Origin of the sequence: Rhodomicrobium vannielii ATCC 17100, assembly GCF_000166055.1 — a bacterium.
GTDB lineage: Bacteria > Pseudomonadota > Alphaproteobacteria > Rhizobiales > Rhodomicrobiaceae > Rhodomicrobium > Rhodomicrobium vannielii.
The window spans coordinates 156,905-172,269 of the sequence record NC_014664.1; the positions used below are offsets into that span (position 1 = coordinate 156,905).

Below are 15,365 nucleotides of genomic sequence, written 5' to 3' on the forward strand. Positions count from 1 at the left end.
CTTGTCGGCCGGGTGTCGCGCTTTATTTATGCGTGAATCGCGGCCGCGTAAGTCATCACGAGCGCGCCGCCGTACTTTATTCGTCTTTCGCGCCAAAGCCCGGATGAAACGATACAGAGCCTCTCGGTAACTCGCCGCCGAAGCTCAGAGCTTGAAAATACTGCGGAGGAACGCCGTCGAGTGTGAGCCGCGCATCCGCCTTGAAGCCGAAGCGCTCGTAATAATTCGGCTTACCAACCAGCACGCAACCCTTCGCGCCCAATGCGCGGAGCCGTTCGAGCCCGGCCCGGACAAGCGACCCGCCAATGCCGCGATTCTGTCGGTCCGGCCGCACGGAGAGGGGACCGACGCCGAACCAGCCGCGCTGCTCGCCATCGATTGTGGCGGGGGAGAAAGCGATGTGCCCCACAATCTCGCCTTCATCGAGCGCCACCAGCGAAACAGTCAGCGCTTCATCGCGCCGTAACGCGTCGATGATCGCTGCTTCGGTTCCCTGGCTGTAGGGCACGGTGACGAACGCGGCCGTCGTGATGGAGCGGATTGTTCCCTCGTCTCCTGTCGCCTCGTCTCTTATCGTTGGCGTGGTCACGGTGCGACCTCCAATGCGGCGTTAGAGCTTCATCGCTCGATGGAATTGCAAGCGTCCGGAAGATTTCTGGTTGAGCGGATCTGTCACACAACCGGCACCGGTCTTTCCGGGCACTACAGCCGTGCGCGCCGCTTTTCGACTCGCTCTCCGACGATATGCGCCTGCGGCGCGCCGTGTGCGAAGGTTGCGGGGACTGCGGCGTCGTAGCCGAGGATGCGCTCCACCTTGCCTGAAAGGCCGCTCAACGGGAGACGCAGCCAGATCAGGAGCAGATGTTCACGCCCCGCTGCGGGACCGCGCACCGTTCCTTGCATGGGCAGTTGGTCTTCAATGACGCTGCGGTAAACCGTGCGCCAATAATCGCGCTTGTGCTGGAAGCCGATGTCGAAAACCGCGCGCCCGGTGATTTCCGCGCCATAAATCTCGCCGACTCGCGTGCCGGCCAGCCTGTAGCGCAGCGACTCGAGATCGTCGCCGCAGTCGAGAAGGCTCAGGCCCGACAGAAGATGAGGAATCGCGATCGGGTCTATGTCGAAGCGCGACGGCAGCGGACGCGACTGCGCGCAGGCCCGCCAATAGCCGTAAAGCTCTTGTTGCTCGCGCATAATAACCTGCGCCCGGAAAGAGATTTCCGAAGCCATCCAACCCTCCGATGTCCGCGCGCGGGTCCGCCACCAGCGCCGATCACCATGTTTCGCGAACTATCGGTGATTTGCATGTTGCAGCGCAAGTCATTCGAACCGGGCTGCGCCCCCCAAATCAAAGAAGAGGTGTTCGAGGGGCGGAGCAGCGGCGGCAATAGGTCGTTGAGGAAGGAAGTGTCCGGTGAAGGGGCTCTCTAGCGGCCCTTACGCTGACCGAGGCCCATTTTCTTGGCAAGATTGGAGCGAGCTTCGGCGTATTTGGGGGCGACCATCGGATAATTCGGTTCCAGACCCCACTTTTCCCGATATTCTTCGGGCGACATATTATAATGCGTGCGCAAGTGTCGCTTCAGCGACTTAAACTTCTTGCCATCTTCGAGACAGATGATGTAGTCCGGCGTCAACGATTTCTTCACAGCGACGGCAGGCTTCAGCTCTTCCTTCGGCACGATAACGACATTCGACGAAGCGCGAGTAAGGGCAGAATGGACCTCGCCGATGAGGCTGGGCAAGTCACCTGCGACAACCGCGTTATTGCTAACATAGGCGGAAACGATTTGTGTCGTAAAATCTACCAGCTCGTTATTCTCGAATTTTTCATCAAGCATTTGCGGGCTCCTAATTCGGCCTTGAGCTGCACTTTCCAATCCTTTGTAGGAATTGCTCTGGATTTCCGCTTTGTCAAGCCAGCGCGACTCGGCTTTACGTTTTGCGCTGAGATCCTTGACCTTATTTGCTTGTTTCACAATCGTCTGCCTTTCGGATTTGAACGGAATACATGCTATATATCATATGATAGCCACCACTCAAGATTTCATTCAAGGAATTTGGCCCAAATTTTGTACGCAGATTGAGCGCTTCTTCCCGAAAGCAGACCGTTTTTTTTGGCTTCGGAAACTCTGCTTCGCGTGTACGCAATGTCGCAGCGGTAACGCAGCGGAAATCATCGGGCCACAGTTTCGGCCGTGTCTGCTCTCCTGAAAGTTGCGTGCCGTTTGGGAAAAAATCCCTAGCGTGGCATTGGCTGCCGGGACCTATATTTCCGGCTTGCTTCGCGTTGTGACCGCAACCTTGAGGGTTGACGCCATTTTGATTGAGGAGAAACGCTTGTATTAGGTCCGATAGGAAACTAATTTCATCAAAGAATTTTTTCGAAGACACGAGGTTTTATGCCGTCGCGGATTGCGCACGCGGTTGCTGTATTCGCGCCTCGCGTTTTGATCCGCCCCGCTTCAACTCACGGGCTGATGCCTATATGCCGATAGAAGACGAGGTTGTCGCCCCTTCATCGCTCCAACCAAGGGTATATGACAGCGGCGAAAGTGCCGTGCTCGTGGAATTTGGCGTTGGCTACAGCAAAACGGTCAGTCTTGCCATCCTTCAAATCTCGGAGAGGCTGCATGGCAGCCATCTCGAAGGCTATCGGGAAAGCATACCGGCGCTTTCTTCTCTCACCATTTGCTACGATCCTCTTGTCCTGACGAAGGAACGCCTCGTCGCGGCCATTGAATCGGCGTGCGCGATACCGCTCGGAGCGGGCGCCGCAGCGCGTCTGTGGACGATCCCTTGCGTCTATGGCGGCGTTTCTGGCCCCGACCTTCGCGATGTCGCCCGCGAGGCCGCGCTTTCGGAGGGCGACGCCGCCGCTCTTCATGCGAGCGAAACCTATGTCGTTTCGATGCTCGGCTTTCTTCCGGGCTTCGCCTATCTCGCCGAACTGCCCGAGCGGCTTCGCCTGCCGCGCCGGGCCAGCCCCCGTGCGCGCGTGCCCGCCGGGTCGATTGCGATAGCGGCGGACATGACCGCGGTTTATCCGCTGGATAGCCCCGGCGGCTGGCACCTGATCGGGTGGACGCCGGTGCCCATGTGGGACATGGCGCGGCGAGCCGAGCCGCTGCTTCGGCCCGGCGACAGCGTCCGCTTCAGGGCAATCGATGCGGTAGAAGCGGAAGCGCTGCGTCGCCGCGTCGCCGCGGGCTGGTTGCCTACACCCGAGGCTCCAGCGTGAGGCCCGCGCTGACAATCGTCGATCCCGGTTTCGCCGCAACCATCCAGGATCGCGGGCGCGTCGGCTGGCAGCGTTTCGGCGTTCCTGTGTCGGGCGCGCTCGATCCAGAGGCGCTTGCGGCGGCGAATATCCTCGCGGGCAACACGCCGGAAAGCGCCGCGATCGAAGTGATGGGTGCGGGGCTTCGCCTGCGCGTCCACGCCGAGGGCGTGACGCTCGCCGTGGCGGGCTGCGCGGCGCGGCTTCGCATCGAAAGGGCGGGGGCGGCCGTTTCCGTCGCGCCGCTGCGGAGCTTCACAGCGCATCGCGGCGAGGTGCTGCGGTTTCCACCGCCGAAAAATGGCGCGGTCTATTATATCGCGGCTGCGGGCGGCTTCGACATCCCCGCAGTGCTCGGAAGCCGCTCGACTTACATGCGCGCCCGGCTCGGGGGTATCGAAGGCCGCGCGCTTCGGGCGGGCGACATGATTCCGCTGATGCGGGAGGCCGCGCCCGGCACGCCGTCGCTTCACCTCGACGCGAGCTTCGACGCGCCGAAAAGCCTCCGCATCATGCGCGGCCCGAACGCGGATTATTTCGCGGCGAGTGCGTTTGAAGCGCTGCTCGGCGGCGCGTACACGGTCACGCCCGCGTCCGATCGCATGGGCTTGCGCCTCGACGGCAAACCGCTCGACCGCGCGAAGCCAGGCGAGGTGCCGTCGCAAGGGACCACTGCGGGCGCGCTTCAGGTGCCACCAGACGGGCAGCCAATCCTCCTGCTCGCGGACCGGCAGACGACGGGCGGCTATCCGCGCATCGCGACCGTGATCGGAGCGGACATCGCGGCGGCAGGGCGGCTTGTGGCGGGCATGGCGGTGCGCTTCGCTGAGGTCGGTCGTGAAGAGGCGGTAGCAGCGCTGAAGGCCCGCACCGAGTGGCTCGCCGCGCTGCCGTCACGCCTCAAACCCGTGCCCGACAGCGCGCTCACCGCCGAACGTCTCCTCGGCGAAAACCTGATCGGCGGCGTAACGGCGGGCGAGGGCGGCGAGATATAAGCGATGCATCGCGCCGCCGTTGTCGGCGGCGACGCTACTTCGCAGCCTTCTCGCGGATCATCCCTTCCTGCGCCACCGATGCCACGAGGGTGCCGTCGCGCGAGAAGATGCTGCCCCGGCAGAAGCCGCGTGCGGCCTGTGCGCTCGGGCTGTCCATCGCATAAAGCAGCCATTCGTCCGCCTTGAACGGGCGATGGAACCACACCGAATGATCGAGGCTCGCGAGCATCAGCTCAGGCTCGAACAGCGAGCGGCCATGCGCCACGAGCGCCGTATCGAGCAGCGAGAAGTCCGACGCATAGGCCAGCACGCATTGATGGAGACGGAAATTGTCGGGCAGCGAGCCGTTCGCGCGGAACCAGATATATTGCTTCGGCTCGAGCTTCTCCTTGCAGAAGAAGCGCGAGAGATCCACGGGCCGCAGTTCGATGGGCCGGTCGCGCTCCCAGTAAAGGCGCATGACTTCCGGCAGGATCGGCAGCAGGCGAGCCTTCAATTCTTCTTCGGACGGCAGTTCTTCCGGCTGAGCAACTTTCGGCATTTCGATCTGATGGTCGAAGCCGCTCTCAAGCGCGTGGAACGAGACCGCCATGGTGTAGATCGGCCGCCCGTGCTGGATAGCGGTCACGCGCCGCGTGGTGAAGCTGCCGCCGTCGCGCATGCGGTCGACGTGGTAGATGATCGGCACCTTTGGGTCGCCGCCGAGCAGGAAATAGGCGTGCAGCGAATGGGCCACGCGGTCCTGATCCTCGACCGTGCGATAGGCGGCCGTGAGCGCCTGCCCGACCACCTGACCGCCGAAAACGCGCTGCCAGCCATTTTGCGGGCTTCGTCCACGGAACAGATTGTGTTCCAGTTGTTCAAGATCGAGTATCGACAGAAGTTGATCGACGGCCGGCATGGGTGCCCTTCCTAAGCTTCTCCATCCGAGATAACGGTTCTCCTTCGAAATCTGTCAAGTTAGTCGGAAGCCTGACGCGAGGTGGCCGTGAACGATATTCAGAAGAACCGGTTCGACATCGTCATCTGTGGCGGAAGTTTCGTCGGGCTCGCGCTGGCTCGTGCGCTGGAAGCGTCGGCGCCGGGCGCGTTCGCCATCGCGGTCATCGAGCAACGCACACTCGCCGCCGCAACGGCCGATCCGCGCACCGTTGCGCTCACGGCCAGCGCCAGGGCGATGCTCGAAGCGACGGGCATATGGCAGCGGATCGCGGACAAGGCCGAGCCGGTCCGCCGCATTGTTCTGACCGATTCCGCGCTCGAATCGCCCGTGCGTCCCGGCCTGATCGGCCTCGACGCCGAAGATACGCCTACGGGCGAGCCGACCGCCTACGTCATCGAGAACGCGACGCTGCTTCCGGCGCTTCTCGCCTCGCTCGATGGCCTGCCCAACGTCTCTTTCTTCGCGCCCGACGCCATCGACCATTTCGAGACACGCGACGAGGATGTGTCCATCGCGCTGCGCTCTGGCGCGGAGTTGTCGGCGAAGCTTCTCGTCGCGGCGGACGGGCGCAATTCGGCGGCGCGCGAGATGATCGGCATTCGAACGCAAAGCTGGCCATCCGACAAGGTCGGCATCGTGGCGACCGTTGGCATCGAGCAGCCGCACAATGGAACCGCGTGGCAGCATTTCCTCCCCGCCGGACCGTTCGCGATTTTGCCTATGACGCCGGGGTCGGATGGCGGCAACCGTGCGTCGGTCGTGTGGACCGAGGATGCAGCCGTCGCCCGGCGCATCCTCGCTGAGGATCGCGAAGCCGTGCTGGCGGAGCTGTCGCAGCGCTTCGGCCCGGAACTCGGCGCGCTGACGCTTCTGTCGAGCCCGCAGGCGTTCCCGCTGTCTATGGTGCTGGCGCGCGAGTTCGTGCGGCCGCGCTTCGCGCTCGTCGGCGACGCCGCGCATGGGCTGAACTGGATCGCGGGGCAGGGGCTGAACCACGGGCTCAAGGATGTCGCGGCGCTGGCGGAGACGCTGGTGGACGCGGGGCGCCTCGGCCTCGACATCGGCGATGTGACGATCCTGCGCCGTTACGAGCGCTGGCGGCGGTTCGATGTCGTGACCTCGGCGTTCTCAGGCGCGGCGCTCAATGCGTTCTTCTCGAACGACTGGACCGGCCTTCGCATGCTGCGCAACGCGGGGCTTCGCACGGTGGACGGTATCGGGCGGCTGAAGACGCTGTTCATGAACGAAGCGGCGGGCCGCACGGGCGACGTGCCGAAGCTGTTGCGCGGCGAGGCGCTGTAAGCCGGGCGCGCGAATCGCCTAGGCCGCGGCGTCCGAGCTTTCAAAGCGGGACCAGAACAGTTTGAGCAACGCCGCCGTCCGCGCGGGCGCTTCGAGCATCGGCAGGTGTCCGACCTCCTTCATCATGAGGATTTCGCAGCCGCGAATGAGGCTGGCGAGAACGCTGGCCTCCGCCGGATCGAGGATCTTGTCAGCTTCGCCCCAGACGACGAGCGTGGGCGCGGCGATATTGGGTGCCCAGTGCGTGGCGGGAAGCTCGGGCGACAGGATCATTTCGCGGAAGAGATGACGATAGACGGGCGCGCGGGCGATCTGGTCGCGCGCCACCAGCGCCGCGAGAATGGCATTCTGGAAGCCGCCGCCGTTCTTGCCGGAAAGAAGCGTAAAAATCGCCTCCATGTCCTCCGGCTTCTCGGCGATGAGGCCGTTTCTGCCATCGAGGAGGCCCGCTTCAAAGGGGCTCAGCCCTTCGCCCGCGACGCCCGCGCTGTCCATCAGGATGAGACTGCGCACGAGGTCGGGGCTTTTCGCCGCGACGAGCCCCGCGAGCGCGCCGCCCATCGAACTGCCGACCCAATGCGCTTTTTCTGCGCCTGTCTGCGCGAACCACGCCTTCAGCCGGTCCGCCTGCGCGGCGAGGCCATAGGACGCATCCGGCACGAAGCTGCTTTCGCCGAAGCCCGGAATGTCGGGCACAAGGAGCCGATGCGAACGCGCGAGGAAAAGCACGACGTTGAGCCAATTTTCCTTCGACGCCGAAAACCCATGGAGGAGCACGGCTGCGGGTTTGTTCGCGGGCCCGGCGTCCCAGTAGCGAAGCTCATGGCCATCGACCGTGGCTGTGCGGGCGCGAATCCCGGGCAGCAGGCCGATGGCGCGGCGAACGCGACGATAAAGGCCATCCGGTTGCCGCCAGTCTCGCAGGAGCGCGGGATCGACGCTTGCGGCTTTATTCAGATATTCGGCGGCTGCGCGCTCGAAAAGGGCCGATTGCCCGGCGTCGGGCGCGTCTGACGTGAAATTGTCCATGGAGTTTCCGCATAGCCCGAGGTTGTTTTCTTATAGGTTGGCTCGCGCCGCCGGAACAAAAGGGCCGGAGGACATCTTTTGTCGGGCGGTTTCGATCGATGTGGCGCGCTCTGACGGCCGATATAGTCAGGCGCGCATCGCCCGACGGAGCGCGGACAGCCGCACGACGCCGGACGCCAGGATCACGGCCGCATAGACGGCGGCGCCTGAGGTGACGAGCAGCAGCATCGCGCCCGCCTGCTTCATCGTAGAGCGGTCGGCCGCAAAATAAGGGTCAAGCACCGGTTCGAGCCAGTAAAGCGCTCCCCCCATGGCCACACTCGCGGCGACGATGCGGGGCGCGCGGCGCTTCAGCGCGTCGTCGAAGCGGAAATGGCCGCGCCGCATCAGCGTAATCATGAGAAGGAGCGCGTTGGTCCAGCCGGAAAGGCTTGTCGCAATGGCGATGCCGACATGGCCGATGTAGGGAAACATCAGGAGCGAGCCGCCGACGTTGACCGCGACCGACGCAGCGACGAACCGCATCGGCGTGGCCGTATCCTCGCGCGCGAAGAAGCCGGGCAGGAAAACTTTTGTCATCACGAAAGCGGTGAGCCCCGCCGCATAGGCCGCGAGCGCAAGCGACACCTGCCGCGTGGCTTCGGGCGTGAAGCTGCCGCGCTGGAAGAGCACCTGGATGATCGGGTCGGGGATCACGATGAGTGCAACGGAAGCGGGGAGCGTGAGCAGCAGCGCGAATTCGAGGCTGCGGTTCTGGCTCGCGAGCGCGGCGGGCTCGTCGGCGTCGGCGAGGTGGCGCGTGAGCGTCGGCAGCAGCACGACGCCGATGGCGATGCCCACCATGCCGAGCGGAAGCTGCATCACGCGATCCGCATAATAAAGATACGACACGGCGCTCGCCTGAAGCGACGCGATCATCGTGCCGATGAAGATGTTCACCTGATTGATGCCGCCGGTAATGAGGCCCGGCACCGCAAGCTTCACAAGGCGGCGCATATCGGGCGTCAGGCGAGGCAGGCGAAAGCGCAGGTCCATGCCCAGCCCGCGCGCGGCCCATGCCACAAACAGAAGCTGCGCGAAACCGGCGATGGCGACGCCCCATGCCTGAACGATGCCGGCTTCGGGCTGGTCGCGGAAGCCGCTCGCCGCCGCGAACAGCGTCACCGCGATCAGCACGAGATTGAGAAGGATCGGCGTCGCGGCGGGCGCGCGGAACTTCTGATGCGCGTTGAGCACGCCAGCCGCCAGCGCCACGAGCGACATGCACACGAGATAGGGGAAGGTGATGCGCGTCAGCAGCACCGCGAGTTCGAACTTTTGCTTGTCCTCGCTGAAGCCCGGTGCGATGGCGCGGACGAGATACGGCATGAAGATTTCGGCGAGGATCACGGTCGCGGTCACGCCGACGAGCAGAATGGAGAGCGCTTCCTCCGCGAACTCGCGGGCGCGCACATCGCCTTCACCGCGCAACCGCTTCGTGAACAGCGGCACGAAGGCGGAGTTGAACGCACCTTCGGCGAACAGCGCGCGGAACAGGTTCGGAAACCGGAACGCGACGAAGAACGCGTCCGCCACCCAGCCGGTGCCCATCACGGCGGCGAGCAGCACGTCGCGCACGAAGCCGAACACGCGGCTTATGGCCGTCAAACCGCCAACAGTGAGAAAACCGCGATAAAGGCTCATCTACAACCGGGAGTGTGCGTTTTTAAAGCTATGGGCGACGATTCCTCCAGAAGCAAGGCGCGCTTTTCTGCGCGGCAGCATTATCCGCGCTGCTTCGCGTCATTCCTTCGGCAGCGGCCACGCGACCGCCGAACCCTGCTTGCGGGCCGCATCGTAGGCCACGCGGAGATCCTCTTTCATGGCGTCGCGGTTCGGATAATCCCTCGGCAGATGCCCCACGACGCAGGCCTGAAGGCACAGCTTCGCCTCGGCGCGGGCGCGGTCGGCGGCGGCGACGTTGGGGAAGGTCGTGTTGCCGAAGGAATCGACGCACAGAAACTGGCAAAAGCCGCCAATGCGCTTGAAGGCGGTACCCTTCTCATCATCGGTCCAGTCTTTGTAGAGGCCTTTCGGAAGGCCGGAAATCGGCGCGGTGGCGATGTAGCCGATGGAATCCGCGACCTGGCCGAACGCCTGCACGGCGGCGGGCGTGGGCGCTGCGAGGATCGCTATCGCAAAGACGAGGGAAAGGCGGGGGTTCATCGGCTGGCCGGTCGGTTTCGGAAGGCGGCTTAGCTTTGAGGACGCTTTGGGGCGATTTCGTGGGAGCTTCGTGGCGCGGCGGTACAACGTTCTTGTGAGAGCGCGCGTATTCACAAAAACGTCAGGTGAGCCGAATGTCGCGCCCTTGTTTCTGGCGGTTTCGGCCTTGCCCAAGCCCAAATTTCGCGGCATCAGTCCGATCTTAGGTTGTATCCGTTGTCCTTGAGGTCGCGCGATGTATTTGATGCGTGTTTTGCTCGCTTGTTTCATCACTTTCAGCACTGTCGTGGCCGCAAGCGCCGAGCCCCGATCTCCGATAGAGGACTCCGTCGTCCGCGAGTCCGAGACGTTTGAGAATACCCTCACCGCGACATGGCCCACGAAGGGCAAGGATGCCAGGAGCTGGAAGGCCGAAGGTGCCAAGGCGATCGCCGCCAACGATCCACGTGCGGCGACGGGCTATTTCGCCTCGTCCGCGCTGCTCGACCGCAAGAACGCCGACACGTGGCTGCAACTCGCCCGCGCCTATCTGGCCATCGAGACGGAAAAATACGGCGAGAAGATCGCGTTCGCCCGCAATGCCGGGTCGTCGGCCTATATCGCGTATGCCCGCGCGACCATGCCCGCTGCTAAAGCCGCCTCGCTCGCGGTGCTGGCGGAAAGCCTCGGCGCGCGCGAGCAGTGGCGGCCCGCGCTCCGCGTCTACAAGCTGAGCCTCGGCCTCGATGCGAACCCGGATGTGCAGACGGCCTATGACGAAGCCTTCAACGAGCACGGCTTCCGCATGCTCGACTACACGGCCGACAATGAGTCGAACGCGCCGCGCATCTGCGTGCAATTCTCCGACACGCTGGCGAAAGGCCGCGTCGATTATACGAATTACGTTACCGTCAATAATGCGAAGCCCGGCTCGGTCCGCGTCGATGGTCAGCAGCTTTGCGTCGAAGAGCTTCAGCACGGCAAGCGCTACGAGGTGAAGATCCGCAGCGGCATTCCCTCGACCGAGGACGATCTCCTGCCGAAGCCGGTCGAACTCACCGTCTATATCCGCGACCGCTCGCCGTCCGTTCGCCTTTCGGGCCGCAATTATGTGCTGCCGCGCACGGGCCAGCAGGGCATTCCCGTCGTCAGCATCAATACGAAGCTCGTGAAGGCCTCGATCTATCGCATCGGCGACCGCCGCCTCGCGGACGAAGTGCTCGACGGCAATTTCCAGTCCTCGCTTGAAGGCTATCAACTAAACCAGATCGCGAGCCAGAAGGGCGAGAAGCTCTGGTCGGGCGAGATGCCGGTCGAGATGAAGCCGAACGAGGAAGTGACGACCGCATTTCCGGTCGACACGCTCCTGCCGAACCTGAAGCCCGGCCTTTATGTCATCGCGGCATCGTCCGCCGAAGAGTCCGCGAAGGTTGAGGCGGACAGCGCCGACGCCTCCGAAGATTATTCGACGAAGACCACGCAATGGTTCGTGGTGTCCGACCTTGGCCTGACCGCATTTAGCGGCGCGGATGGCGTGCACGTCTATGTCCGCTCGCTCGGCTCGGCGGCACCCGCGCAGGGCGTCGAAATTCGTCTCATTGCCCGCAACAACGAGGTGCTCGGCACCCAGAAGACCGACGAGCGCGGCGAGGCGGTCTTCGACGCGGGGCTGGCGCGCGGGACCGGTGGCCTCGCGCCCGCTCTCGTCATCGCGCGCGATAATCTGCACGATTACGGCTTCCTCGACATCACAAAGCAGGCGTTCGATCTGTCCGATCGTGGCGTCGGCGGACGCACGCCTCCCGGCCCGCTCGACGCATTCGTGTTCACTGAGCGCGGCGTCTATCGCTCGGGCGAAACGGTGTACGTCACGGCGCTGTTGCGCGATCAGGCGGCAAACGCCGCGCCCTCCACGCCGCTCATCGTGAAGCTTTTCCGCCCGGATGGCGTGGAAGATCGCCGCGAGACGCTCGCCGATCAGGGTAACGGCGGCCGAAGCTGGCAGATCGCGCTGCCCGAGACGGCGATGACCGGCTCGTGGCGTATCGCCGCCTATGTCGATCCGAAAGCGCCGTCGCTCTACGAGAAGACGTTCCTCGTGGAAGATTACGTGCCGGAGCGGCTGGAGATGAAGCTCAAGGCCGAACAGCCGCTTATCTCGGCGGCGAAGCCGGGCGTGATCGCGCTCGACGGCCGCTATCTCTACGGCGCGCCCGCCTCCAATCTCGGCCTCGAAGGCGAGATCGCGGTTTCAGCGGCGAGCGAGGTCGCGGGCTTCTCCGGCTTCCGCGTCGGGCTTGAGAGCGAGAAGTTCACCACGGTTCGCACCGCGCTCGACGGTCTGCCGACGACGGATGCGCAAGGTGCTGCGAAGCTCTCCATCGCGCTGCCGGAACTCCCGCAGACGACAAAGCCGCTTTCCGCGGACATTACCGTGCGCCTGCGCGAGCCTTCGGGCCGCGCGCTGACCGACCGCATCGGCCTGAAGATCGACACCGGCAAGAGCTTCGTCGGCGTGAAGCCGCTGTTCCAGGGCTCGGTGCCGGAAGGCGATGAGGCCGCGTTCGAGGTGGTTGGCATCAGCGCGGACGGCAAGCAGGCCGAAATCAAGGGCCTGAAGTGGGATCTCTTACGCGTCGAGAACCAGTTCCAGTGGTATAACCGCGACAACCGCTGGTCCTACGAACTCGTCACCTATGAAAGCCGCGTCGCGGGCGGCACACTCGACACGCCCGCAAGCGGCACGGCGAAAATCTCCGCGCCCGTGAAGCCCGGCAATTACCGCCTCGACATCGCGTCCACCGATGCGAAGGGGCCTGCCACAAGCGCCACCTTCTCGGCGGGATGGTACGTTTCCGAAACCTCCGAAACGCCGGAAATCCTGAACCTCGCGCTCGACAAGGCGTCCTATGGCCCTGGCGACGACATCAAGGTGTCGATCCTGCCGCGCATGGCGGGCAAGGCGCTCGTCGCCATCGTCAGCGACAAGGTGCTGGCCACCGACTTTATCGATGTGGCGGCATCGGGCGGCTCGACGACATTCAAGGTCGATCCCGCTTGGGGACCGGGCGCTTATGCGACCGCGATCCTCTACCGGCCGACCGATAGCGCCGCGAAGCGCATGCCGAGCCGCGCGGTCGGCGTGAAATGGATCGCGCTCGACAACAAGCCGCGTACGCTCGCCGTCGCGCTCAACACGCCGCCAGCGGTTCGGCCCGCCGGACCCGTGACCGTCACGGCCTCGGTGGCGGGCCTCGACGCAGGCGAAAACGCGACGCTCGTCGTCTCGGGCGTCGACCTCGGCATCCTCAACATCACGCGCTACAAGACGCCGCAGCCCGCCGGTTACTTCTACGGCCAGCGCCGCCTTGGACTCGAAATGCGCGACCTCTACGGCAAGCTCATCGACGGCATGCAGGGCGTGCGCGGGCAAGTGCGCTCCGGCGGCGACGAGGGCGGCCTCGACATGAACGGCCGCCCGCTCGCGGAAACGCCGCTCGCGGTCTACTCCGGCCCGGTGAAGGTCGGCGCGGACGGCAAGGCTCAGGTCACGTTCGAGCTTCCGGCGTTCAACGGCACGATGCGGCTTTCCGCGCAAGCCTGGTCGCCAACGAAGCTCGGCACGGGCGAGAAGGATGTCATCGTGCGCGATACGGTCGTCGCGCAGGCGACCGCGCCGAAGTATCTGCTGCTCGGCGACCGCTCGAACCTGCACCTCTCCATCGAGAACGTCGAAGCGCCCGCCGGAGCCTACCAACTCGCGCTGAAAGGCGAAGGGGGCGTCGAGGTGGAAGGCGCGGCCGAACGCACGCTCCAGCTCGATCTCGAAAAGCGCGTTTCGGCGGTGATCCCGCTGCGCGCGGCGTCCGTCGGCGAAGGCAGCGTCAGCTTCTCGCTCACCGGCCCCGGCAATGTCGCCATCGAGCGCACCTACGCCATCCCGGTAGAGCCGCCCGCGCCGAATGTCCGCCGCCGCTCCACGGTGACGCTCGCGGCGAACACCGGCTCGCTCCGCGTCGGCCCGGAACTCGTGGCGGACCTTGTGCCCGCAACCTCGCGCATCTCGCTCACCGCAAGCCGCACGGCCTCGTTCGACGTGCCGGGCCTGCTCCTCGGCCTCGACCGCTATCCCTATGGATGCGCCGAGCAGACGACGAGCCGCGCGCTGCCGCTCCTCTATTATGATGAGGTCGCCTCGCGCGCCCGCGTCTCGAAGGAGCCGCAGGCTAAGGCCGCCATCGAAAAGGCCATCGCGCGCCTCTACGAAATGCAGGGATCGAACGGCACTTTCGGCCTCTGGGGCCCGGGCGGCGAAGACATCTGGCTGACCGCCTATGTCGCCGAATTCCTGACCCGCGCGAAGGAAAAGGGCTACGCGGTGCGCGACGGCAATTACGTCCTCGCGCTCGACCGGCTCAGGAACGCGGTGAACAACACGGGCGACTTCAAGAAGGGCGGCGAGGATCTGGCCTATGCGCTCTATGTGCTGGCGCGCTCTGGTCGTGGCGTGCTCGGCGACCTCCGCTATTACGCAGACACCAAGATCGACGCCTTCTCGACGCCGATTGCGCGCGCACAGCTCGCCGCGGCGCTTGCCATGATGGGCGACCGCGAACGCGCGACGCTGACCTTTGCCTCGGCGCTGAACCTGCTTGCGAAACCCGATGCCAAGACGCCGCTCGTGTCTCGCACCGACTACGGCACCGAGCTTCGCGACGCGGCGGCAGTGCTGGCGCTTCTCGGCGAAAGCAACGCCGCGACGCCGCAGCTTCAGAAGGCGTTCGACATCGTGACGAAGCTTCGCGCGCAGCAAAAAGAGACGACCACGCAGGAAAGCCTGTGGTTGCTTCTCGCCGCACGCACGCTCGACGCGCAGAACAAGGATCTCGCGCTCGAAGTCAACGGCCAGCCGGTGAAAGGCTCGTTCCAGACGGTGCTTGCGGGCAGCGACTTCAAGGGCGACCGCATTGCCGTCACCAATGTCAGCGCAATCCTGCCGAACGCGACGGCTGCGCAATTCGAGACGGCCTTGACGCGCGCGCAATTCGCCGCCGATGGGCTTGTGGTGAGGAACGCGGGCTCCGACACGGTTCCAGCTTCGGTGCTCGTCACGGGCGAAGGCCTCGAAGCGGAACCGTCTGCCGAGAGCGGCTTCAAGATCGAACGCAAGACCTACGCGCCCGACGGGAAGGAAATCGCTTTCGACAGACTGAAGCAGAACGACCGCGTCGTCGTTGTGCTGAAGGTGACGGAAGTCGAGCCCAAGACGGGGCAGATCATCGTTGAAGATCGGCTACCCGCTGGCTTCGACATCGAGAACCCGGCGCTGTTGAAGGGCAGCGACCTCAAGGCGTTTTCGTGGCTGCCCACGACATGGACGCCCGCCTTTTCGTCCTTCCGCGACGACCGCTTCGTGGCGGCCTATTCGCTGACGGATGCGAGCCGCAAGCTGCCCGCGCAGCTCACCATGGCCTATGTCATGCGCGCGGTGACGCCCGGCGCATACACGCATGCGGGTGCGCGCGTGGAAGACATGTATCGGCCGGATCGCTTCGCCCGCACGTCCGGCGCGAAGGTCGAGATCGGCGCCGCGCAGTAACAATGACGGGGCGGTGCGGCGGTCGCGCCGTCC

General features: G+C 64.5%; 12 protein-coding genes. 4 read left to right on the forward strand and 8 right to left on the reverse strand.

Features of this window, described 5'->3' with window-relative positions:
* Positions 1 to 76: 76 nt before the first annotated feature.
* The 4 genes from RVAN_RS00645 to RVAN_RS19915 form a co-directional block, all read right to left on the reverse strand.
* Positions 77 to 589, reverse strand: a complete 513-nt coding sequence (locus tag RVAN_RS00645) for a GNAT family N-acetyltransferase (protein WP_013417827.1) — start codon at positions 587 to 589, stop codon at positions 77 to 79.
* Positions 590 to 702: 113 nt separating this feature from the next.
* Positions 703 to 1,230, reverse strand: a complete 528-nt coding sequence (locus RVAN_RS00650; RefSeq protein WP_013417828.1) for a PAS domain-containing protein — start codon at positions 1,228 to 1,230, stop codon at positions 703 to 705.
* 197 nt (positions 1,231 to 1,427) lie between these two features.
* Positions 1,428 to 1,841: a MucR family transcriptional regulator gene (locus RVAN_RS00655; RefSeq protein WP_013417829.1), complete on the reverse strand. Its 414-nt coding sequence runs from the start codon at positions 1,839 to 1,841 to the stop codon at positions 1,428 to 1,430.
* Between the two features lie 121 nt (positions 1,842 to 1,962).
* Positions 1,963 to 2,394, reverse strand: coding sequence for a hypothetical protein (locus RVAN_RS19915; protein ID WP_155942306.1), 432 nt, complete (start codon positions 2,392 to 2,394; stop codon positions 1,963 to 1,965).
* Between the two features lie 94 nt (positions 2,395 to 2,488).
* Between RVAN_RS19915 and pxpB the strand changes: the two genes are divergently transcribed.
* Positions 2,489 to 3,241: a 5-oxoprolinase subunit PxpB gene (gene pxpB, locus RVAN_RS00660; RefSeq protein WP_013417830.1), complete on the forward strand. Its 753-nt coding sequence runs from the start codon at positions 2,489 to 2,491 to the stop codon at positions 3,239 to 3,241.
* Positions 3,238 to 4,275, forward strand: coding sequence for a biotin-dependent carboxyltransferase family protein (locus RVAN_RS00665; RefSeq protein WP_013417831.1), 1,038 nt, complete (start codon positions 3,238 to 3,240; stop codon positions 4,273 to 4,275). Before pxpB ends, RVAN_RS00665 begins: the two co-directional genes overlap by 4 nt.
* Before the next feature lie 34 nt (positions 4,276 to 4,309).
* Here RVAN_RS00665 and tesB read toward each other — a convergent pair whose 3' ends face one another.
* On the reverse strand, positions 4,310 to 5,176 hold the full coding sequence (gene tesB / locus RVAN_RS00670; RefSeq protein ID WP_013417832.1) for an acyl-CoA thioesterase II: 867 nt from the start codon (positions 5,174 to 5,176) through the stop codon (positions 4,310 to 4,312).
* A gap of 87 nt (positions 5,177 to 5,263) precedes the next feature.
* Between tesB and RVAN_RS00675 the strand changes: the two genes are divergently transcribed.
* Complete coding sequence (locus RVAN_RS00675; protein ID WP_013417833.1) at positions 5,264 to 6,520, forward strand: FAD-dependent monooxygenase; 1,257 nt, start codon at positions 5,264 to 5,266, stop codon at positions 6,518 to 6,520.
* Positions 6,521 to 6,538: 18 nt separating this feature from the next.
* Here the strand turns inward: RVAN_RS00675 and RVAN_RS00680 are convergent, their stop codons facing one another.
* The 3 genes from RVAN_RS00680 to RVAN_RS00690 all read right to left on the reverse strand — a co-directional run bounded on the left by RVAN_RS00680 (position 6,539) and on the right by RVAN_RS00690 (position 9,754).
* Positions 6,539 to 7,549, reverse strand: coding sequence for an alpha/beta fold hydrolase (locus RVAN_RS00680; RefSeq protein WP_013417834.1), 1,011 nt, complete (start codon positions 7,547 to 7,549; stop codon positions 6,539 to 6,541).
* Positions 7,550 to 7,675: 126 nt separating this feature from the next.
* Positions 7,676 to 9,232 carry a murein biosynthesis integral membrane protein MurJ gene (murJ, locus tag RVAN_RS00685; RefSeq protein WP_013417835.1) on the reverse strand — a complete coding sequence of 519 codons (1,557 nt, stop codon included), beginning with the start codon at positions 9,230 to 9,232 and terminating at the stop codon, positions 7,676 to 7,678.
* A 99-nt stretch (positions 9,233 to 9,331) separates the two neighbouring features.
* Positions 9,332 to 9,754 carry a hypothetical protein gene (locus RVAN_RS00690; protein WP_013417836.1) on the reverse strand — a complete coding sequence of 141 codons (423 nt, stop codon included), beginning with the start codon at positions 9,752 to 9,754 and terminating at the stop codon, positions 9,332 to 9,334.
* Positions 9,755 to 9,998: 244 nt separating this feature from the next.
* Between RVAN_RS00690 and RVAN_RS00695 the strand changes: the two genes are divergently transcribed.
* Positions 9,999 to 15,332, forward strand: a complete 5,334-nt coding sequence (locus RVAN_RS00695; RefSeq protein ID WP_041787906.1) for an alpha-2-macroglobulin family protein — start codon at positions 9,999 to 10,001, stop codon at positions 15,330 to 15,332.
* Positions 15,333 to 15,365 lie beyond the last annotated feature (33 nt).

Coding starts and splice junctions, on each gene's coding strand:
- RVAN_RS00695 (WP_041787906.1), top strand. CDS start 9,999: ATGCGTGTTTTGCTCGCTTGTTTCATCACTTTCAGCACTGTCGTGGCC.
- tesB (WP_013417832.1), bottom strand. CDS start 5,176: ATGCCGGCCGTCGATCAACTTCTGTCGATACTCGATCTTGAACAACTG.
- RVAN_RS00690 (WP_013417836.1), bottom strand. CDS start 9,754: ATGAACCCCCGCCTTTCCCTCGTCTTTGCGATAGCGATCCTCGCAGCG.
- RVAN_RS00650 (WP_013417828.1), bottom strand. CDS start 1,230: ATGGCTTCGGAAATCTCTTTCCGGGCGCAGGTTATTATGCGCGAGCAA.
- murJ (WP_013417835.1), bottom strand. CDS start 9,232: ATGAGCCTTTATCGCGGTTTTCTCACTGTTGGCGGTTTGACGGCCATA.
- RVAN_RS00655 (WP_013417829.1), bottom strand. CDS start 1,841: ATGCTTGATGAAAAATTCGAGAATAACGAGCTGGTAGATTTTACGACA.
- pxpB (WP_013417830.1), top strand. CDS start 2,489: ATGCCGATAGAAGACGAGGTTGTCGCCCCTTCATCGCTCCAACCAAGG.
- RVAN_RS00680 (WP_013417834.1), bottom strand. CDS start 7,549: ATGGACAATTTCACGTCAGACGCGCCCGACGCCGGGCAATCGGCCCTT.